This window comes from Tepiditoga spiralis (genome assembly GCF_014701195.1).
Lineage (GTDB): Bacteria > Thermotogota > Thermotogae > Petrotogales > Petrotogaceae > Tepiditoga > Tepiditoga spiralis.
Map to the genome: position 1 here is coordinate 2,079,970 of NZ_AP018712.1, position 20,101 is coordinate 2,100,070.

16 protein-coding genes and 1 pseudogene are annotated in these 20,101 nt (G+C 23.8%); 10 read left to right on the forward strand and 7 right to left on the reverse strand.

Going from position 1 to position 20,101, the window contains the following annotated elements; all coding sequences use genetic code 11:
* Positions 1 to 175: 175 nt before the first annotated feature.
* The 4 genes from IGS63_RS09705 to IGS63_RS11805 all read left to right on the forward strand — a co-directional run bounded on the left by IGS63_RS09705 (position 176) and on the right by IGS63_RS11805 (position 1,269).
* Positions 176 to 517, forward strand: a complete 342-nt coding sequence (locus tag IGS63_RS09705; protein ID WP_190614473.1) for a hypothetical protein — start codon at positions 176 to 178, stop codon at positions 515 to 517.
* 76 nt (positions 518 to 593) lie between these two features.
* Complete coding sequence (locus IGS63_RS11800; protein ID WP_269777929.1) at positions 594 to 728, forward strand: hypothetical protein; 135 nt, start codon at positions 594 to 596, stop codon at positions 726 to 728.
* 102 nt (positions 729 to 830) lie between these two features.
* On the forward strand, positions 831 to 1,100 hold the full coding sequence (locus IGS63_RS09710; RefSeq protein WP_190614535.1) for a hypothetical protein: 270 nt from the start codon (positions 831 to 833) through the stop codon (positions 1,098 to 1,100).
* A gap of 40 nt (positions 1,101 to 1,140) precedes the next feature.
* Positions 1,141 to 1,269, forward strand: a complete 129-nt coding sequence (locus tag IGS63_RS11805) for a hypothetical protein (RefSeq protein WP_269777930.1) — start codon at positions 1,141 to 1,143, stop codon at positions 1,267 to 1,269.
* A 73-nt stretch (positions 1,270 to 1,342) separates the two neighbouring features.
* Here IGS63_RS11805 and IGS63_RS09715 read toward each other — a convergent pair whose 3' ends face one another.
* Together IGS63_RS09715 and yiaY are read right to left on the reverse strand one after the other, a co-directional pair.
* Complete coding sequence (locus tag IGS63_RS09715) at positions 1,343 to 4,075, reverse strand: CYTH domain-containing protein (protein WP_190614537.1); 2,733 nt, start codon at positions 4,073 to 4,075, stop codon at positions 1,343 to 1,345.
* 121 nt (positions 4,076 to 4,196) lie between these two features.
* Positions 4,197 to 5,345, reverse strand: a complete 1,149-nt coding sequence (gene yiaY, locus IGS63_RS09720; protein ID WP_190614539.1) for an L-threonine dehydrogenase — start codon at positions 5,343 to 5,345, stop codon at positions 4,197 to 4,199.
* A 150-nt stretch (positions 5,346 to 5,495) separates the two neighbouring features.
* Here yiaY and IGS63_RS09725 point away from each other — a divergent pair, with 150 nt between their 5' ends.
* The gene (locus IGS63_RS09725; RefSeq protein WP_190614541.1) at positions 5,496 to 6,329 is read left to right on the forward strand and encodes a helix-turn-helix domain-containing protein; all 834 of its coding nucleotides are present in this window, start codon (positions 5,496 to 5,498) and stop codon (positions 6,327 to 6,329) included.
* Here the strand turns inward: IGS63_RS09725 and IGS63_RS09730 are convergent.
* Positions 6,313 to 7,056 carry a DUF1175 family protein gene (locus IGS63_RS09730; protein ID WP_198423048.1) on the reverse strand — a complete coding sequence of 248 codons (744 nt, stop codon included), beginning with the start codon at positions 7,054 to 7,056 and terminating at the stop codon, positions 6,313 to 6,315. The genes IGS63_RS09725 and IGS63_RS09730 overlap by 17 nt on opposite strands.
* Before the next feature lie 131 nt (positions 7,057 to 7,187).
* Here IGS63_RS09730 and argS point away from each other — a divergent pair, with 131 nt between their 5' ends.
* Entirely contained in the window at positions 7,188 to 8,879 is a 1,692-nt protein-coding gene (argS, locus tag IGS63_RS09735) for an arginine--tRNA ligase (protein WP_190616164.1), read from the forward strand.
* A gap of 77 nt (positions 8,880 to 8,956) precedes the next feature.
* Here the strand turns inward: argS and IGS63_RS09740 are convergent, their stop codons facing one another.
* The 3 genes from IGS63_RS09740 to IGS63_RS09750 are packed head-to-tail and all read right to left on the reverse strand — an operon-like array spanning position 8,957 to position 12,778.
* Complete coding sequence (locus IGS63_RS09740; RefSeq protein WP_190614542.1) at positions 8,957 to 10,126, reverse strand: sugar ABC transporter permease; 1,170 nt, start codon at positions 10,124 to 10,126, stop codon at positions 8,957 to 8,959.
* A 12-nt stretch (positions 10,127 to 10,138) separates the two neighbouring features.
* Entirely contained in the window at positions 10,139 to 11,659 is a 1,521-nt protein-coding gene (locus IGS63_RS09745; RefSeq protein ID WP_190614544.1) for a sugar ABC transporter ATP-binding protein, read from the reverse strand.
* Between the two features lie 57 nt (positions 11,660 to 11,716).
* Positions 11,717 to 12,778, reverse strand: a complete 1,062-nt coding sequence (locus tag IGS63_RS09750) for a sugar ABC transporter substrate-binding protein (protein ID WP_190614545.1) — start codon at positions 12,776 to 12,778, stop codon at positions 11,717 to 11,719.
* A gap of 247 nt (positions 12,779 to 13,025) precedes the next feature.
* On the opposite strand from IGS63_RS09750, the gene IGS63_RS09755 reads away from it, so the two are divergent.
* The 4 genes and pseudogenes from IGS63_RS09755 (at position 13,026) to IGS63_RS09770 (ending at position 18,999) form a co-directional block, all read left to right on the forward strand.
* Positions 13,026 to 15,002: a sensor histidine kinase gene (locus IGS63_RS09755; RefSeq protein WP_190614547.1), complete on the forward strand. Its 1,977-nt coding sequence runs from the start codon at positions 13,026 to 13,028 to the stop codon at positions 15,000 to 15,002.
* On the forward strand, positions 14,999 to 16,375 hold the full coding sequence (locus IGS63_RS09760) for a sigma-54-dependent transcriptional regulator (protein ID WP_190614549.1): 1,377 nt from the start codon (positions 14,999 to 15,001) through the stop codon (positions 16,373 to 16,375). The genes IGS63_RS09755 and IGS63_RS09760 overlap by 4 nt, the downstream gene beginning before the upstream one ends.
* On the forward strand, positions 16,375 to 17,574 hold the full coding sequence (locus IGS63_RS09765; protein WP_190614551.1) for an extracellular solute-binding protein: 1,200 nt from the start codon (positions 16,375 to 16,377) through the stop codon (positions 17,572 to 17,574). Before IGS63_RS09760 ends, IGS63_RS09765 begins: the two co-directional genes overlap by 1 nt.
* Before the next feature lie 175 nt (positions 17,575 to 17,749).
* Positions 17,750 to 18,999 (forward strand): annotated as a pseudogene (locus tag IGS63_RS09770) (IS256 family transposase).
* 332 nt (positions 19,000 to 19,331) lie between these two features.
* Here IGS63_RS09770 and IGS63_RS11860 read toward each other — a convergent pair.
* Complete coding sequence (locus tag IGS63_RS11860) at positions 19,332 to 19,598, reverse strand: helix-turn-helix domain-containing protein (protein ID WP_420856925.1); 267 nt, start codon at positions 19,596 to 19,598, stop codon at positions 19,332 to 19,334.
* Positions 19,599 to 20,101: the final 503 nt, after the last annotated feature.

Below are 20,101 nucleotides of genomic sequence, written 5' to 3' on the forward strand. Positions count from 1 at the left end.
CTGAAAGGGATTAATCATATTCTTCAGCAAGTTCTGAAAATACTTTATTTTTTTATTTAAAGTATCATAAATTAGAAGATGCATTTTCAATGAAAATGCATCTTTTTTATTTATTTGTTTAATGTCGAATAATAACATAGAGAAACAAAAAATATAAAAAAGGATGGTGAAAATCATGGATGTAATAGTAAAATTAGCTTCGTTTGGTGTATTGGGTATGGTAATTTTAGCAATGTTAGCAACATCAGGTTTAGCTGGTGCTGCTGCTATATCTACAACCTTATCAACACTTGGTGGTCCTGCTGGTATGGCTGGTGGAATGCTTGTTTTAGCTTCTGCTCCTGTTATAGTCAATTATTTAGATAATTATGGAATTGATTATGCAATGAAAAAATTAATGCGTGAATACAAAAAGAAAGGTTATTCAAAATATGAATTAAGACATGAAATTTCTAAACTTTGGATTACTAAAGGTTTTAAGGAAAAATTGTATTATTATGTTGATACTTTATATTAATTCTTGGGAGCTTTTGCTCCCTATTTTTTATTTGTTTTATAAAAGTATTTAAAAAAATTCGAAAGGAGGAGTAAACATGTTAGAATTTATAATTGGTATAGTAATTGGAACATTATTTTCAGAACAAATAAAAGAATTAACTAAGCATTTTTTTAAGTATTATGATAAAAAAATAAATGAAAAGAAAAATGAAGAAAAAAAAGAAGATTAAATCTCTTTGAGGAGCTTTGCTCCTCTTTATTTATTTTTACAATTAATAATGTCGAATCATAATTTGATAAAAGATAAAAAATAATAAAGGTGGTGATTTTTTATGAAAAAAGTATTTATAATTATTTCAACGATTATATTAATGTTATTTTCATCATGCACAAATTTATATTTAGCAGAAACCACTAAAAATCAAAGTATAGTAATAGAAAACCAAACAAAAATGATAGAAAGTTTATTGATATTTTTAATTTTAGCATTATTTATAATAATATTTCTTATAGTTAGTTTAAAAATAATAAAAGGTGAAAAAAGCAATGAAATACAAAAAAATTCTACCAATGAAAAAGAAATTTATAAAAAAAATAATTAAAATTAATACTATTTATAAAAAAGTATTGGAGGTGAAATAAATGAAATTAATAGAAATAGATGTATATATGATGATGTTATTATTAACTGGAAAAACTAAGGAAGAAGCTATAAAAATTACAGCCAAACATTTTAATGTATCTGAAAATTTCATTATTGAAAATGAATAGCACAAAATTATAATAACTCAAATTCAAAAAATATAAAAAATAAAGGTGAATAATTCACCTTTATTTTAAATTATTAATCAAATTCTATTTTTAATTTTTTATTATTAATAGTAATATTAGCATTTTCAAGTTCATCAGTTATATCTTTTTTAACTTCGTTAGTTATATCATTTTTTATATATTTTTTTTCCCCTTCAAATTCTGGATTTTTAATCAATTTAAAATGTATTGTCATTACATCTTTTTTATCTGACCATTCAAACCAAGTTGGAAATACTGAATTAACAGCAAAATGTTTATCAAAATGTGGAAATTGTCTTGCTTTAAATAAAATTTTATTAACTTGCCCTAATCTATTTAAGTTAATTTCATTTTTATCTTTTATATATTCTTTTAATTTATTGTATAATTTCTTTTCTAACGATTTTGCTTTTTCTTCTATTTCTTTATAATTTTTATTTTTTAATTTTAAATTTTCATTCATCAATTTAAAATTAGTTTCAAATTCTTCATAAATAGTATCTATATTTTTAGAATCATTTAAAAATCTATTTATATTAATCATAATATCAAAAGCAGTTCTTTGTTTTTTCATTTCATGATAGCTTTTTGTAACTATTCTATCGTTTTGAACGTCTGTTCCATCTATAAACTTAATCCATCTTGCTGAATGAATAATAATTTTTTTTAAGTTATCATCTTTTATATTTTCAACTACTTTAGCTAAAGGAGAATAATCAATATCAAAAATTTTTACATACTCCTTATCGCATTTTTCTAATTTATCATCAATTGGTAGATAACCTCTATGATATTTACAAATATATTTAATTGCGTTTATAATTTCTTTTGATTTATTGCCAAATAAATCCTGTAAAGTTTTTGATTTATCAGAAAATTTATTATTAATAGCTAAAATATCAAACGATTCATCATCTATTAAATTTAATGTTAATTCATTGTGTAAATCTCTAACTAAAGAAGGAAAAGCATCCACATAAAAATCTTCTCTAGACTTTAATTTAAACTTTGAATATGTATGTCCTAAATCATGAACATTTAAAGCTACTCCAAACAAAAAGTAAAATAAGTCTCTATAATTTATACCTTCAACATACTCTTTATCTAATTCTACTTTGGGTAAGAAGTTCCTTTCTCCAATAACTCTTATAATTTTTACAGTCATTTCCATTAATCTTTTACTATGTCTTTGTGAATGTTCTACGGTTTCTGGAATTAAGTCTCCTATCCACATATGAGTCCATTTATTAAATATTCCATATTTAATATAATCATATAATTCATTATTTTTAATAAATTTTAAATAAGATTCTCCATATCCAAATGGCATATTTCTTCTTTCTTTATAACTTTTCAATATCAATTCTACTGGAAAAAACTCTTTTAATTCTTCTCTGTTTTTATAATACAAAGATTGAATATTTTTGGGTAAGTACTTATAAATTTTATTAAATTCTTCTTTATTTCTATAATTATTTATTATATTGTATAATTCATCAAGATATTGATAATCCCAATCTATTCCTATTTCAGGAAATTTAAAAATATCTCCAGTTTCAAACTTATAATAAAATTCTTTTTTATTAAATAACGCATACAAAGAAACTATTATTGAAAACAACTTATTACCTGGTCCTATATCAAATATTAAGTTGTTAGAACTTTGATATAATTTATTTAAAACATCCCAAGTATCTACAAATAAAGTTTTTGACTTATTGCTATCATTAGAATCATAATCATTAGATATATATTCAATATTTTTAATATTTAATATATCTTTACATATTTTGTAGAAAAATGGATAAACACTTGGAAATCTTCTTCTGTTTTCATTAAAAAAATATTCTTTTTGATTAAAATCATTAATTTCCGTATCAAAAAAAGATGAATAATTTTTTCTAAAATTTTTATCAGTATTTTCTAAATATTCAACATCAAATTTTTCATCTATAAAAGGATTTGAAACATAAGTATATACGGTATTTATATCAAATCCACTCTCTTTAAGTGATATTAAAGTTCCTATCTCTGCAGAACTTTCAATTAAAGCTTCTCTATTGTAATAATTTTTATCTTTAAACATCTTTTTTATTTCATCAAATATATTTTTTTTAGGATTATTAATATTACTTTTCAATGATAATCCAAGTGATAAAAATACATCAACTTTTCCTTTTAATCTATTTTCTATAAAAAATTTGATATCAGTTATATTCAAAATCTTTTTTTCTTTATCAAACTTAAAAATATTAGCAATGCTTTTATTCTTTAGTTTTTCTTCATCATTTTTGTCTATTAATTTTAATTTTTTTCCAAAAATTTTTTTTGCTTCATTATCTAAGTCAATATTTTTTTTTGATTTTTCTTCAACTTCAACAATATAAATTTTATTTAAATCATATTTATCTACAACATTATAATTAATATTATCTTGAAATAAATATTCATCAATGATAATTTCTGGGTCTTTTTTTACTACATATCTTATTTTAGCAATACATGGTTTATCCATTAAATCTTTCTCAAGACTATAATCAATTGATTCTTCAATTTCTTCTCTTTCATTAAGTTTATTTGTTTCCTTCTTAATTGTTTTTATCCATTCATAAGAATAACCATCATTTAATAATCTTATATTTAATCTTATTCTTTCTTCAAATTCATCTTTAATTTTTGTATACCATTGAATAATCCCTACTTTTTCTATACAATTATCTTTTAAATTATCAATAATAGACGTATTTTTTAATATATAAAACTTTTTTTCTCTTTCAATACTCATAATATCCCCCTTTTCAATTAAGTTTTATAAATAAATTATAACATAAAAGTTTATGTTTTTTGATAAATAAAAATCCTCTTTTAAAAAGAGGATTTTTTATAATTTTAATAATTTATATTTATTATAATGCTTCTTTATATATGTTCATTATTTCTTCAAGTGTTGCTTGTTTTGGATTTGTAAAACCACATGCATCTTTCAAAGCATTTTCTGAAAGTGTTTTTATATCTTTTTCTTTAACTCCTATTTCTTTTAAACCAGATGGAATTCCAACTGATTTTGATAATTTTTTAATTTCTTCTAAAGCTTTTTTTGCACCTTCTTCTGCATTTAAATTAGAAACATCGACTCCCATTGCTTTTGCCACGTCTTTTAATCTGTTAGCAGATACTTGGGAATTATACTTTTGAACATGTGGTAAAAGTATTGCATTACAAACTCCGTGTGGCAAATCATAAAATCCCCCAAGTTGGTGTGCCATTGCATGTACATAACCTAATGATGCATTGTTAAATGCCATACCAGCTAAAAATTCTGCATATGCCATTTTATCTCTTGCTTCAACATCTTGTCCATTGTCAACAGCTTTTTTTAAGTATTTTGAAATCAATGTAATTGCATGAAGTGCACTTGCATCTGTTACTGGTGTTGCTGCTGTTGAAACATAAGCTTCTATTGCATGAGTTAATGCATCCATTCCTGTTGCTGCCGTTAAAGATTTTGGCATTTCCATCATTAATTCAGGATCATTTACAGCTATTATTGGAGTAGTATGTTTATCAACTATTGCCATTTTAACATGTCTTTCTTCGTCTGTTATAATTGCAAACATAGTCATTTCACTTGCTGTACCAGCTGTTGTATTAACTGCAATTAATGGAAGTTGTGGTAATTTAGATTTATTTACTCCTTCATAATCTTTTATGCTACCTCCATTTTTAGCAACAAGTGCTATTCCTTTTGCACAATCGTGTGGTGATCCTCCTCCAAAAGACATTACAAAATCACAATTATTTTCTTTTAACATTTTTAATCCATTTTCTACATTTGAAATAGTTGGATTAGGTTGTGCTCCAGAATAAACAACATAGTCAATCTTTTTACCTTCAAGCATATCTGTTAATTTATTTACTAATTTTATTTCTTCCAAAACTTTATCAGTAACTATAAGAGCTTTTTTAAATCCATTTTCTACTATTGCATCTCCTGCTTCATTCAAACATCCTTTTCCCATTAAACTCATCGTTGGCATAAAAAATTTATAACCCATTTTCATCACCTCTTTAAATTATTATTTTCACATTAAAAGTATATTCTTTTGTTAAAAAAAAAACTAACACTTTTTTCATAAAAATATTCTATTTTTTTAATTTTAAAATGTTATAATTTTAACAAGGAAAATAATAAAGAGGTGTTTTTAATGAATTCATTTAACAGAAAACTTGAAATGAATGATGGTTTAGAAACAAAATATATGAAAGTTTTATACTATGATTTTAATAGTTATTATAAAGGATCTTATAAATCTTATGAATATCCAAGATTGTGTACTATTTTAGAAGGAGAAAAAAGAGTTACTATCAATTCAAATGAAAAATTTATTTATAATAAAGATCAATTTATTTTATTACCTTCAAATTCTTCTGTTGAAATGGAAATACAAAAACCAACAAAGGCTTTTGTTTTAGAGATAAGTAATGAATTAATACACAATATATCAAATCAAATTTCAATAAAATTTAATGTTGAACAAAAAGAAGTTTCTCTTTTTAAGAGCAAAGTTAATTTAATAGATGATGTACTTAATAAAATACACAATGTCTTTTTACAAAATACTAAAAACAAAGAATTTTTATTAGATTTATATGCTCAAGAAATAACTTATTCTTTATTAACAAATGAATTATCTAATTCATTACTATGTCATGAAAACACATTAATTCAAAAAGCTATTTCAAAGATGAAAAATGATTTTTTAAACAATTTAACAGTAAATGATTTAGCAAATTATTTAAGCATGTCCACTTCAAATTTTTCTACATATTTTAAAAAGTGTACAGGAATTTCTCCAAATAATTATTTAAAAAATTTAAAATTAAATGAAGCAAAAAAAAGATTATTAAATGAGAGTGTAACCGATGTAGCCTATGATTTAGGTTATGAAAATATTTCTTATTTTATAAAAATTTTTAAAGAAAAATTTGGAATAACACCAAAACAATTCCAATTAAAAGATTTTAATTTAAAATTTTAAATTTATAAATACCTAAAAAATATTTATTATCTTTATTTACTCGCCAAGTTGGATCAACTAAAGATAAATCATTTATTTTTACTACTCTAATTTCACCTTTATTGTTTGAATTTATTGGTCCTGTATGGTATATTACATACTTATTTTTTGTATTTTTAAAATATATCATTAAATGATATGGAAAATCTGTATCTTCTGGATGAAAAAATGCTAATATATCTCCATTTTTAGCAAATATTATATCTTTTGAAACATAATTCATATTAAATTCTATTATATACCTTGCAGAAGCATAAGTTGAAAAATTATTTGTTTTTAATTCTTCTTTTATTTTAAATAATTTTGATTTTATATAAGGAATATCTGGATAATTATATTTCTTTATGTCATTAAAAATTGGTCCTTTATAATTACTTTGATTTATCCAATCATTATTGTGTTTTTTTAGTGTTTCTTTATATACAAAACGAACTAATCCTGCACAATCCTGATAATTTTTAGGAAGTTTTATATCTTTTTTTAAAATAGCAATTAATATCGATGAATACCATAATCTAAAGTTATTTGAATCTTTATAATCTAGTTCTAATATATCTGGATAATTATTATTGTTATTATCCATGTTGAAAAAAGAAACATTTTTAACATTTTTTTTATTAATGTTAATGAATAAAAAAAATAAAAATGCTATAATAAAGAAAACAATGATAATTACACTTTTTTTCACTTTAATCACCTCATTTTAATTATACTATAAAGTTTAAATCTTTAGGAGTGATAATATGCATAAAACAAAATTACGGCAAAATATACAAAATATAAAATACAAAATATAAAAATTTAAGGAGCGTGATTAATATTAAATTAATTGAAAATATACTTCAAGAAATATTGGTAGAAACTGTTTCAAAACTTTATGGAAAAGAAAATGCAGAAAAATTATTTATACAAGAAACAAATAATCCAACTTTTGGAGATTATCAAACTAATTATGCTATGATAAATGCAAAGGTATTTAAAAAGAACCCAAGGCTTATAGCTCAAGAAATAGTAGATAATCTTGAAAAAAATGATGTAATTGAAAAAGTTGAAATAGCCGGTCCTGGATTTATAAATATTTTTTTAAAAAAATCTTTTATTGAAAATTATGTTCTTTCTACTGGAAAAGAAAAGATTGACTTCAATAGAGATATTTCTGGAGACATAGTCATAGATTATTCTTCTCCAAACATTGCAAAGCCAATGCATATTGGACATTTAAGAAGTACTGTTATTGGAGATGCTATTAAAAGAATCTATACATTCGTAGGATACAATGTTATTGGAGATAATCACCTTGGAGATTGGGGAACTCAATTTGGTAAGTTAATTGTTGCTTATGAAAGATGGTTAGACAAAGAAAATTATGAAAAAAATCCTATAAATGAATTAGAAAGAATATATGTTGAATTTGAAAAAAAATCTGCTGAAAACCCTGAACTTCTTGATATTGCAAGAGCTGAATTAAAAAAACTTCAAGATGGGGATGAAAAAAACAGAAAACTTTGGAAAGAATTTATTGATGTCTCCATGAGTGAGTACAATAAAATATACGACAGAATGTACATAAAATTTGATACATATTATGGTGAATCATTTTATCATGACAAGATGGGAAAAATAATAGAATTATTAAAGGAAAAAAATATTGCTGAAAAAGACCAAGGGGCTCTTGTAGTAAAATTTCCTGAAGAATCTCATATACCAGTAGCTTTAGTTCAAAAAAGTGATGGTGCCTTTTTATACACAACATCAGATCTTGCATGTATAGATTTTAGAAGAAAAAAATATAATGTAGATAGACTAATTTATGTAACTGATGATAGACAACAACTTCATTTTAAACAAGTTTTTGCAATAACTGATATGCTCGGTTGGGATGTAAAAAAAGAACATGTTTACTTTGGATTAATGAGATTTGCTGATGGAGTATTTTCAACAAGAAAAGGTAATGTTATAAAATTACAAGACTTACTCGATAGAGCTAAAGAAAAGGTATTAGACATTTTAAAAGAAAGAAATCCAAATGATGAAAATATAGATGAAAAAGCTGAAATAATAGCAATTGGAGCTGTAAAATATGGTGATCTAAGTCAAAATAGAACCAGTGAAGTTATCTTTGATTGGAATAAAACCTTGAGTTTTAATGCAAATTCATCAGTTTATCTTCAATATACATATGCAAGAATACAATCTATTTTTAGAAAAGCAAATATAGATAAGCTTTCAAATAATTTATCTTTAACAACTGAAGCTGAAGAAAAATTAGCAAAAACCTTAATTAAATTCCCTGAAGCTGTTTTAAGAGCTGCAGATGCTTATAAACCTAATCTTTTAACGGATTATTTATTTGACTTAGCTCAAACTTTTAATTCTTTTTATAGTTCAACACCTATATTAAAATCAACTGATATTGAATTAAATTCAAGACTAATTTTGTGTGAAAAAACAGCTCATATATTAAAAGAAGGATTAAACCTTCTTGGAATTAAAGTTCTTAATGAAATGTAATTATTGAAATAAAAAAATAGTAAAACTCAAAAAAGAGTTTTACTATTTTTTATATACTTATATATAAAGGGGAGATATTATGATGCTTTACTTCTGGTTTTAATATCAAATATAACTGCTGCAACAAGGACTGCTCCACGAATAATGTATTGATAAGATATACCAACACCTATTAAATTCATACCATTAATAAGTGATGCCATAACAATGGCTCCTACTATAGAGTTAGTAACTTTACCAACGCCTCCTGCAGCTGAAGCTCCTCCAACAAATGCAGCTGCTATAGCATCAAGTTCAAAAGATGCTCCAGCAGTAGGTGTTGCTGATTGAAATCTTGATGCATATAAAATTCCTGATAATGCTGTCAAAAATCCCATTGATCCAAAAACAAATAAAGTAATTTTATTTAAACTAATACCACTAAGTTTAGCTGCTTCTGGATTTCCTCCAACAGCATAAATATGTCTTCCTAAAGCTGTTTTTGTAGTAAAAATATGATAAATAAGAGTAACAATTAAAACTATTACAACTGTCCATGATAAACCATTATAATTTGCTAAAATCCAAAAAACATACATTATTATTGAAGACATTAATATTAATTTAACTATAAATACTGGAACAGATAATACCTCAAAGTTATATTTCATTTTATTATTTCTGCTTTTTATATCTGAATAAATATAAAATAATACAATAAGTACACCTATTAACAATGTCGTTATATGAATATATTCACCGTGAAAAAAATCTGGAATATAGCCATTACCAATAATATTAAATGTATCATTTAATATTATAATTGTCCCACTTTTTTCAGTAGAAACTAATAATGCTCCTCTAAACACCATCATTCCTGCCAAAGTAACAACAAATGAAGGTATACCTATATATGATACTAAAAATCCTATAACAAGCCACATGGCAATACCTAATAAAGTTACAATTATTACTGTTGGAAGAACTGGGACATTATGATTCATCAATAATATTGCTGCAGCTGCACCTAAAAATCCAGAACCAAATCCAACAGAAAGATCGATATGTCTTATAACAATTACTAATGTCATACCAACTGCCAATACAGCAATATAACCCATTTGATTAAATAAATTACTTATATTTCTTGCAGAAAGAAATAATCCATTTGTTAATACAGAAAAAATCAACATAATGATTGCAAGAGCTATATACATTCCATATTCTCTTATATTTTTTTTGAGTAATGTTCCTATTTCATTAAACATGCTCTCTTCCTCCTAATAATCTACAGCTAATACCATTATTTTTTCTTGAGTTGCTTCTTCTTTACTGAGTTCACCAGTTATCTTTCCACCAGACATTACATATACTCTATCGCTCATTCCTAAAACTTCTGGTAGTTCTGAAGAAATCATTATTATACTCATACCTTCTTTAACTAATTCATTCATAATACTATATATTTCATGTTTTGCCCCAACATCTATACCTCTTGTTGGTTCATCTAATATCAATAATTTTGGTGATACAAAAAGCCATTTTGCTAAAGATACTTTTTGTTGATTACCTCCACTAAGATTTAAAACTTTTTGTTCTATACTGTAAGATTTAATTTTTAATGATTTTCTATAATCTTGAGCTACTATAACTTCCTCATTCTCATTTACAAACATTTTATTTTTTATTATTTTTTTCAAGTTTGCAACTGTAATATTAGTTTTTATATCAAAGTCTAAAATAAGTCCATTCCCTTTTCTATCTTCTGAAACATATGCAATACCAGTTTTTATTGCATCTGATGTTGATTTAAAATTTCGTTTTTCACCCTCAAAATATAATTCACCACTTATCTTATAATCATCTGGATTTCCAAAAATACTGTGTGCAAGTTCTGTTCTACCTGCACCAATTAATCCAGCAATACCAACTATTTCTCCTTTTTTTACATTAAAATTAGCAGATTTCACAACATATCTTTCATTTTTTGTATCAAAAGCTTTCCAATTTTTTACTTCAAATAATTTTTCTCCAATATTGCTATCTCTTTTTGGATAAATATCAGTAATTTCTCTCCCAACCATATGCTTAATAATTTCATTTTCAGTTATATTTTCATTATTTTCAATTGTTTTTATGGTTAATCCATCTCTTAAAATTGTTATCGTATCAGCAACTTCTAAAATTTCGTTTAATTTATGAGATATTAAAATAGAAGTAATACCTTGTTTTTTTAATTCTTTTACTATTCTTAATAAATTTTCACTATCAGTTTCATTCAACGATGAAGTTGGTTCATCTAAAACTAATAATTTAACATTTTTACTAAGAGCTTTAGCTATTTCAATAATTTGCTGTATTCCAACACCAAAATCTTTTATTTTTTTTGATGTATCCAATTCATATCCAAGTTTTTTTAAAACTTTTTCAGATTCAGATGTAGTTTTATTCCAATCTATCATACCTTTGTTTTTAATTTCATGACCCAAAAAAATATTTTCATATATAGTTAGTTCTGGTATCAAAGCTAATTCTTGATAAATTGTTATAATACCAATTTTTTCACTATCATATATGCTATTAAATTGTTGCTTTTCACCCTCAAAAATTATTTCACCATCATAACTTCCATACTTATGAAATCCACTAAGAACCTTCATTAGTGTTGATTTACCTGATCCATTTTCACCAATTAAACAATGTATTTCACCTTTTTTTACTTTAAAATTAACTTTGTCTAAAGCTTTTACTCCCGGGAATTCTTTAGTTATATTTTTCATTTCAAGAATATATTCACTCAATAACATCACCCCTTACTTTAAAAAAGGGTAGTGGTTTTTCACTACCCCTTTAGAAATTTACCATCTAAAATCTGAATCTTTATAATATTTAGAATCTATTAAGATCTTTTTTACATTATCTTTTGTAACAACTTGAATTTCTGATTGAATTGCAGGAACCATTTTTGATCCATTGTCATATGCTTGTGGTGTTATCAACTTTACTCCTTTTAATAAGAATTGAGCAACATTTATAGCATCTTTTACTAACAATCTAACATCTTTAAATACTGTCATAGATTGTTTTCCACTAATAATATACTGAATAGAAGCTTTTTCAGCATCTTGACCTGTAACATAATAGCTTTTAACATCTCTATCTTGTTTAAATGCATCTGCTATAGCTCTTGCTGTACCATCATTTGGTGCTAAAATAAATACATTTCCTTTATCTGTTCTTCTTGCTCTTGTTAAATTATCTTCAGCTTTTCTTCTTGCTACTGTAAAACTCCAATCTGTTGTAATTTGATTTATTATTTTAGATGTTTCTTCTCTACTTAAATTCTTTTTATTTTTTAAATTTTGTGCTTCTGTAGAATTAATAATTCTAAATGTACCATCAGCAATTTTTGGTTGTAAAACTTCCCATGCACCTTGGAAAAATAAAAATGCGTTGTTGTCTGATAATGCTCCAGCATATAAGTATAATGGATTATTTTTTCCACTTGCATGATCAACTAAAAATCTACCTTGTGCTCTTCCAACTTCAACACTGTCAAAGGTTACATAATAATCAACAGAATTTGTGTTAGTTACTAGTCTATCATAAGAAATTACCTCTACTCCAGCTTTTTTTGCTAAGTTTACTGTACCAGCAGCTGCTACAGCATCTTGTGGACAAATGATTAATACTTTAATCCCTTTTGAAAGTAATGCTTCAACATTTTGTCTTTCTTTTGCAGAACTACCTTGACTGAATAAAACTTCAACAGAATAGTTAGTGTCATTTAATGCACTCTTAAATCTTGCTTCATCTTGTACCCATCTTGGTTCATCTTTTGTAGGTAAAACAATTCCTACATCAACAGAAAAAATAGTAACTGCAAAAATAGCCAACAATGCCAACAAAACTTTTTTCATAACTCCACCTCCAAATTATAAAAACTCATACATATATACTTTAGCAACACTGTGCCACCTCTTATTTAACTTGTTAAGTTTATATTTATATTTTTTACAAAATAAAAGATTTATTACTACAATTAAATTTAATTTGAGTTAATTCTCTTTTATAGTAATATGAATAATTTGCATACTTTTAAAATAAATAATATAATCGCAGTGCAAAAATTGCATGTAGTATGCAAAAATATCTGGGGGAAAACTTATGACCTTAAAAAAAAGATTTATTTTAATAATTATTATTTTTGTTATTTTGCCTACAATACTCACAATTTTCAATAAAACTTACATTACAAAGTATATTTTTAATGAATTATCTGGATATACAAAAGAAAAAATAGATGATTTTGGCTTTGAACTCGTTAATAAAATATATCCAACTGCATTAAATAATTTTTTTGAATACAATAATTCTTTAAAATCATTTTCAAAAAATATATTGAACAATCAACGACTTATAGATTATGCAACATATGGATTAATAAACACCTTAAACATACACATTAATGAACTATTAACTTCTTCTTCTGCAGATGGGATTATAATCATTATTGACAATAAAAAAAGAATTAAAGTAGGTAATTTTCCAGAAATAAATGTTATAGAAAATGGTTACTTTGAAGACAATGAAAATATATATATGATATCTGGAACATCAAAAAATAATGTTCAAGTCTATGCTTCAATGAAATTAGATAAATACTTTTTAAATTCATTGAATTTATCTTCTATTTCAATAATTTCAATAATTGGTAAAAAACACAAAATTTTTCAAAATGATAATTTTTATATAGATTTTAAATTAAATAATAATTATGTAAATTCAGGAAAATACAAATATCCTTCAAAATCAGAAAAATTATCAAAAGATATTACTTTTGTTTTATCATTCAATGTTTCTCAATTAAATTTAATTCAAAATAAAATAAAAGATGTTTTTTTTCAAAATATATCTTCAAATTTAAATACTTCTTTATTGATCTGGATTCTTATATCTCCACTTTTAATTTATTTTGCACTATTTTATTTTGGAAAAAATATAGAAACTGTTGAACTATCTATAAAATCAATTAAAAAAATTGCTAAAGGAAATTTTAATGTGAAAATAAATGTTAAAAATTTAGAAAACAATCGTTATAAAGACTTAGTTAACTCCATAAATACTTTATCTAAGAATTTAAATTATATGCACAAAGAATTAGAAAAAAATATAGATACCCTTAAAAATGAAAAAAACACTTTAAAATATTTGGTTAATAACTTACATGAAGGCATTATTTTTTTTGATTTAGATGGAAGCATAAAAGTAAAAAATAAATTTGGTGAAGAAGTTTTAAATAAAATTGGAAAAGAAGAACTAAAAAAATCCACTAATAAAATATATTCATTAAAAATTAAAAATGAACAAAAATTAATTGAAGTAAGTAGAAATTTTTTAGATGCAGCACTATTAATTTTAATAAGAGATATTTCATTAGAAAAAGAAATGAATGATTTATATTCATTAAATGAAAAATTAGTAGAAAAAGAAAAGTTTGGTAGAATTGCTGCTCATGAAATAAGAAATCCATTAAACTCAATGTATCTTAACTTACAATATTTAAACTTAGAATTTGAAGAAAATAAAAAAATAAGTGAAATCAGTAATTTAATAATAGAACAAATAAAAATTATAGATTCTGTTGTTGAGGAATGGTCTTCAAGAGCTATCATGGAATCAGAAGAAAAAGAAATAAATATAAACAGTGTTATATCTCAAATATTAAATCTTTTAAAATATAAACTCTTAGAAAATTCTATAGAAGTTGTTTTTTCTAAGTCAAACAAAAATATTTTAATAAAAGCAAATCCACAAAGATTAAATCAATTATTTTATAATATAATAAACAATGCCGTTGAAGCTTTGGAAAATAAAAATAATTCAAAAAAAATACTTATAAATGTATCTAATGTTAAAAATAAAATTTTAATTGATGTAGAAGATAATGGAATTGGAATACCAAAAGAATATCAAAAAAATTTATTTAAAAAACCTTTTACAACTAAAAAATACGGAAATGGAATTGGATTATTTATCGTACATTCAATAGTAAAAGAGTTAAATGGAGATATAAAAATTATTAGTTCAAAAAAAGGTACAAAAGTAACTCTAAACTTTGAAAATAAGGAGAAAACTTTATGAAAAATATTTTAATAATTGAAGATGATAAAAATAGTGCACAAATACTAAAACAATTTTTAGAAAAAAAGGAATATAATGTAAATGCCTTTCATAATTTAAAAAGTTTAGAAAAAGTAGATTTGAATAATTATGACTTAATATTATTAGATATGATACTTCCAGATGGTAAAGGAACAGAAAAAATAAAAGATTTAATAAACTTAAATCCCTATTTAAAAATTATAATTATGACTGGTTTTGGTGATGTAAAAGATGCAGTATACTCTATGAAAAGCGGAGCATTTGACTTTATAAAAAAACCAATTGATTTAAAAAGATTGATGTTCTTAATTGAAAAAGCTTATGAAGAAATTTCATTAGAAAAAGAAAATAAAAAATTAAGATACATTGTTCAAGAAAGTATAAAAAAAGATTTTGTTATTGGAAAGTCTGATATAATGAAAAATATTATTTATATAGTAAACAAAGTAACAGAAACTGATGCTAATTTGTTGATTACAGGTGAAACTGGTGTTGGAAAGGAAGTGTTTACAAGATATATTCAAAAGTTTAGCCAAAGAAAAGATAAACCATTCATCACTATTAATTGTGCTGCTATACCAAAGGATTTAGTTGAATCTGAATTATTTGGATATGAAAAGGGAGCTTTTACAGGAGCTGATAAATTTAAACTTGGTAAATTTGAACTTGCAGACAAAGGAACATTATTTTTAGATGAAATTGGTGAACTTCCACTTCAAATGCAAAGCAAATTATTAAGAGTTTTAGAAAATGGAGTATTTGAAAGAGTTGGCGGTACAAAAGAAATAAAAACAGATGTTAGAATAATTGCTGCAACAAACAGGAATTTAGAAGAAGAAGTAAAAAAAGGAAATTTTAGAATGGATTTATTTTATAGATTAAATATAATAAATATTGTTATTCCACCTTTAAGAGAAAGAAAACAAGATATACCTATATTCATTGAATTTTTTAATAAAAAATATTCTCAAAAGTATAATAAACCAGAAATTTCATTTTCTAAAGATTCATATAATATATTAAACTCATATGATTGGCCAGGAAATATTAGAGAGGTTAGAAACTTTATGGAAAGAATTTTTATAATTTTTGATACAAGTAAACAAATAAAAAAACAAGAAATTGAAAGTTTATTAGCAAAAAAATTAAAAGCAAAAAATTCTAAAGAAGAACTTTTAAAATCAGATAATTTTTCATTAATGAAATTAGAAGAAATTGAAAAAAATGTAATTTTAAAAACATTAGAAATATTTTCTGGAAACAAAACAAAAACAGCTAAATCATTAGGAATTAGTTTAAGAACATTACAGTATAAATTAAAAAAATATGAAAATACTTTAGGAGAAAAATAATGAAAAAATACATTTTTATATTGATTATAATAATATCATATTCAATAATATTCAGTGTTAATTTTTTGTACATGTATCAAGCAGGATATCAGCCAGAAGACTTAATAAATTATTTAAATTCACAAAATGCAACTAATATAAATATTACTTTTAAAATTTATGAAGAAATGCACGAAAACATCAAAATTTCTGAAAATTTAGATTCTCCATTATATGATGTTGCTCTAGTTGATTTAATATGGATACCAGAATTAGCAAAAAATCATATGTTATACCCTCTTGATAACTTAATAAATAAAAAATATTTAGAAGATATTCCCAAAAATATATTTAATCAATTTAAATATAATAATAAGATATGGGCTTTTCCATATTTAACTAATATACAACATTTTTTTGTGAATAAAGAAATATTAAAAAAAGCTGGATTCAATGAAGCTCCAAAAACATTAGAAGAAATGGAACATCAAGCAAAAGTAATTAAAGAAAAAGGGATTTTAGAATATCCAATTGTTGATTCTTGGACAAATGAAGAAGTTTTGATGTGTGAATTCACTTGGTTATTGGGAGCTTTTGGAGGTAAATACTATGAAAATAATTCTTTAAAAGTAAATACAAAAGAAGCAATAAATGCTCTATCTTTCATGAAAAGGTTATTAGATGAAAAATTAATAAATCCACTATCTCTTGAATTTAAAGAAGATGATGTTTTAAATGTATTTATTAATGGTGATGCTGCTTTTACCACTAATTGGACATATCAATCAAGATATATGGAAGATTCAAGATATTCAAAAATAATTAAAAAGGGTAGTCTTGAATTAATTCCTGTTTCCAATAAAACTAATAAAAAAACTGTTTCAGTAAGTGGTTTTCAAGGATTAGCTATATTAAAAAATTCTAAAAATATTAAAGGTTCAATTGAAGCTATAAAACTTTTTACTAAAAAAGAATTTTTTAAAAAGTTTAATTATGAAATCCCGCTGTATAAGAGCATGTATACAGATTATTCTAAAGAAAAATATTACAATGAAAAAAAATTAACAGAATTACAAAATATAGTAAATAGACCTTCTTTGGTAAAATATAATGAATTTTCAAAGATATTAAGAAGATATATTTATATGGCTTTAAAAGGATTAATAAGTCCAAAAGAAGCTTTAAATAAAGCTCAAAAAGAAATTGAAGGTATGAATTAAAAATAAACTCTTTGCAATGCAAAGAGTTTATTTTTACCAATTTTTATTTATTTAATTCATACTATTAAGGAACATTTTTTCATTTTCAAAGAGACCATAAAAAAATTTGTGTAAATAAAAAAATAAAACCTTCTTCTTGGGATGGTAAAATAAAACCAGGAAGGAGGTTTTTAAAATGGCAAGAAGGAAAAAAGAAGAAAAAGAAGAAAGCAACATTGAAAAATTAGCAAGATTAATAGCAAGAGATCCAGAGGTAAACACAATAAAAGATGTATATGAAAAGATAAAAGAATTAGTGGGACCGTTAATACAAGGGATGTTAGAAGCAGAATTAGAAGATGAATTAGGTTATGGGAAATACGATAAAGAAAACAAGAAAACAGATAATTCTAGAAATGGGTACAGTTCAAAAAGAGTAAGAACAAGTGTTGGAGAAATGGAATTAAAAATACCTAGAGATAGAAAAGGTGAATATGAGCCATAGTACCAAAGTATAAAAAAGATATCTCAGATATTGAAGGTAGAATAATAGGTATGTACGGTTTAGGATTAAGCACAAAAGATATAGTAAAGAACGTAGAGGACATATATGGTGTAGAATTATCAGCGGAAATGATAAGTAAAATAACTAATAAAATATTACCTGAAATCAGAGAATGGCAAAGCAGACCTTTAGAAGAAATATACACTTTTATGTTTATGGATGGAATAGTGTTTAAAGTAAAAGATGATGGAGAAATAATAAAAAAGACTGCATATGTAGTACTTGGTGTAAATATAGATGGATTTAAAGAAGTACTTGGTATATATATAGGTGAAATAGAATCATCAAAATTTTGGTTAAGAGTATTAAATGATTTAAAAAATAGAGGAATAAAAGATATATTAATAGCTTCTGTAGATGGATTAACAGGTTTCCCACAAGCAATAAAAACTGCTTTCCCAGATACTATAGTACAAAGATGTATAATACATCAAATAAGAAATACATTAAAATATGTTAGTTACAAAGATAGAAAAGAACTTGTTAATGATTTAAAAAAAGTATATAAAGCACCAAATAAAGATATTGCTTATTCAAACTTACAAGATTTGAAAGAAAATAAATGGACTAAATACAAATTAGCATTAGAAAGTTGGGAAAAACATTGGGAAACAATATCTCCTTATTTCGATTATGGCGATGATGTAAGAAAAATAATGTACACAACAAATGTAATAGAATCATTAAATAGACAATATAGAAAAGCTACAAAAAATAAAACATCATTTCCAAATGACGATGCATTATTGAAAATGCTTTATTTAGCAACAATAAATGCAACAAAAAGATGGACAGCTCGTTATAGAAACTGGAGCAATGTCCTAAACGAATTATCCATCTTTTTTAATGAAAGAATTACAAAATATATCTATAATTCCTAACATAAATATACTTTGTAACTTAACAAAAAATACCTATAACACACAAAAATGAATATTAAATATTATAATGCTATACCTTGCAATAAAAAGTTGCAAAAGGCTATTTATTACAAAAAATTATACTAAAAACTTCTAAAATTTACTCTTAAAGCTTATTTCTTTATAGTCGATAATTCTTATGGAAATACTTTAAAAATAATAACTAATTTTATTTATTTTTACCTTCCAAGAAGAGCCGTTTACACAAAAGTTTTTATGCTACCTTTTCAAATAACTACATTTTTTAAGATTTTTGTCGTTGTTTTTCAATATTTATATGCTAACAGATATATCTAATACACACTAATCTTTACAGACTCATTCTTTTTTCTAATAGGACAAAATAAGCCAAATTTTTTCATAAGTCTTCTAATCTTTTTAAGATTAAAAATTGTATCAAAAAAAGATTTTAAAGTCATTTTTATTTGTCTAGCTCCTTTGTGTCTTTTAAAAGAAATATTATAATTAAAATGATTATAATAACCACTCTTAGAAACTTTATCAAAATCATATAAATGTTTAATATGCTTTTTTCCATGTTTATTAATTAATATATTTATTAACTCAAATCTATCTGATTTTGATAACTCTCACAATCTTTCCATCTTTTATAATTTTTTTAAAAGTTCATTTTCCATTTTCAAATATTCTAATTCAACCTTTAAATTTTCATATTTTTCTTCTAAAGTCAATTCTCTTGATTTTGACCTACCTTGATTCAATTCTTTTTCTTCCAAATATTTTTATACTTAATCCATTTTCTTCAAATATTTTTAGCGCTGTTTTTCCTTTTAAATATCCTTCTATTAATTTTTTTGAATTTTTCTTTGTATGTTATTCCTTTATTTGATACTGTTTTTACATTTTTATTATTTTCTAATATTTTTATTTCTTCTTCACTAAATTTTTTTCACTCATTTTTTCACCTTCTTTTTATTCTATTATATAACAAAAGTGTTCCCTGTTCTTTTCTGACACTTTTTTATTTCGTGTCTATTTTACAGGGAATACTTTAATTTAATAATTCTTCTATTTCATTATCTATTTTATTTATATTAAATTT

Coding starts and splice junctions, on each gene's coding strand:
- IGS63_RS09705 (WP_190614473.1), top strand. CDS start 176: ATGGATGTAATAGTAAAATTAGCTTCGTTTGGTGTATTGGGTATGGTA.
- IGS63_RS11800 (WP_269777929.1), top strand. CDS start 594: ATGTTAGAATTTATAATTGGTATAGTAATTGGAACATTATTTTCAGAA.
- IGS63_RS09710 (WP_190614535.1), top strand. CDS start 831: ATGAAAAAAGTATTTATAATTATTTCAACGATTATATTAATGTTATTT.
- IGS63_RS11805 (WP_269777930.1), top strand. CDS start 1,141: ATGAAATTAATAGAAATAGATGTATATATGATGATGTTATTATTAACT.
- IGS63_RS09715 (WP_190614537.1), bottom strand. CDS start 4,075: ATGAGTATTGAAAGAGAAAAAAAGTTTTATATATTAAAAAATACGTCT.
- yiaY (WP_190614539.1), bottom strand. CDS start 5,345: ATGGGTTATAAATTTTTTATGCCAACGATGAGTTTAATGGGAAAAGGA.
- IGS63_RS09725 (WP_190614541.1), top strand. CDS start 5,496: ATGAATTCATTTAACAGAAAACTTGAAATGAATGATGGTTTAGAAACA.
- IGS63_RS09740 (WP_190614542.1), bottom strand. CDS start 10,126: ATGTTTAATGAAATAGGAACATTACTCAAAAAAAATATAAGAGAATAT.
- IGS63_RS09750 (WP_190614545.1), bottom strand. CDS start 12,778: ATGAAAAAAGTTTTGTTGGCATTGTTGGCTATTTTTGCAGTTACTATT.
- IGS63_RS09755 (WP_190614547.1), top strand. CDS start 13,026: ATGACCTTAAAAAAAAGATTTATTTTAATAATTATTATTTTTGTTATT.
- IGS63_RS09760 (WP_190614549.1), top strand. CDS start 14,999: ATGAAAAATATTTTAATAATTGAAGATGATAAAAATAGTGCACAAATA.
- IGS63_RS09765 (WP_190614551.1), top strand. CDS start 16,375: ATGAAAAAATACATTTTTATATTGATTATAATAATATCATATTCAATA.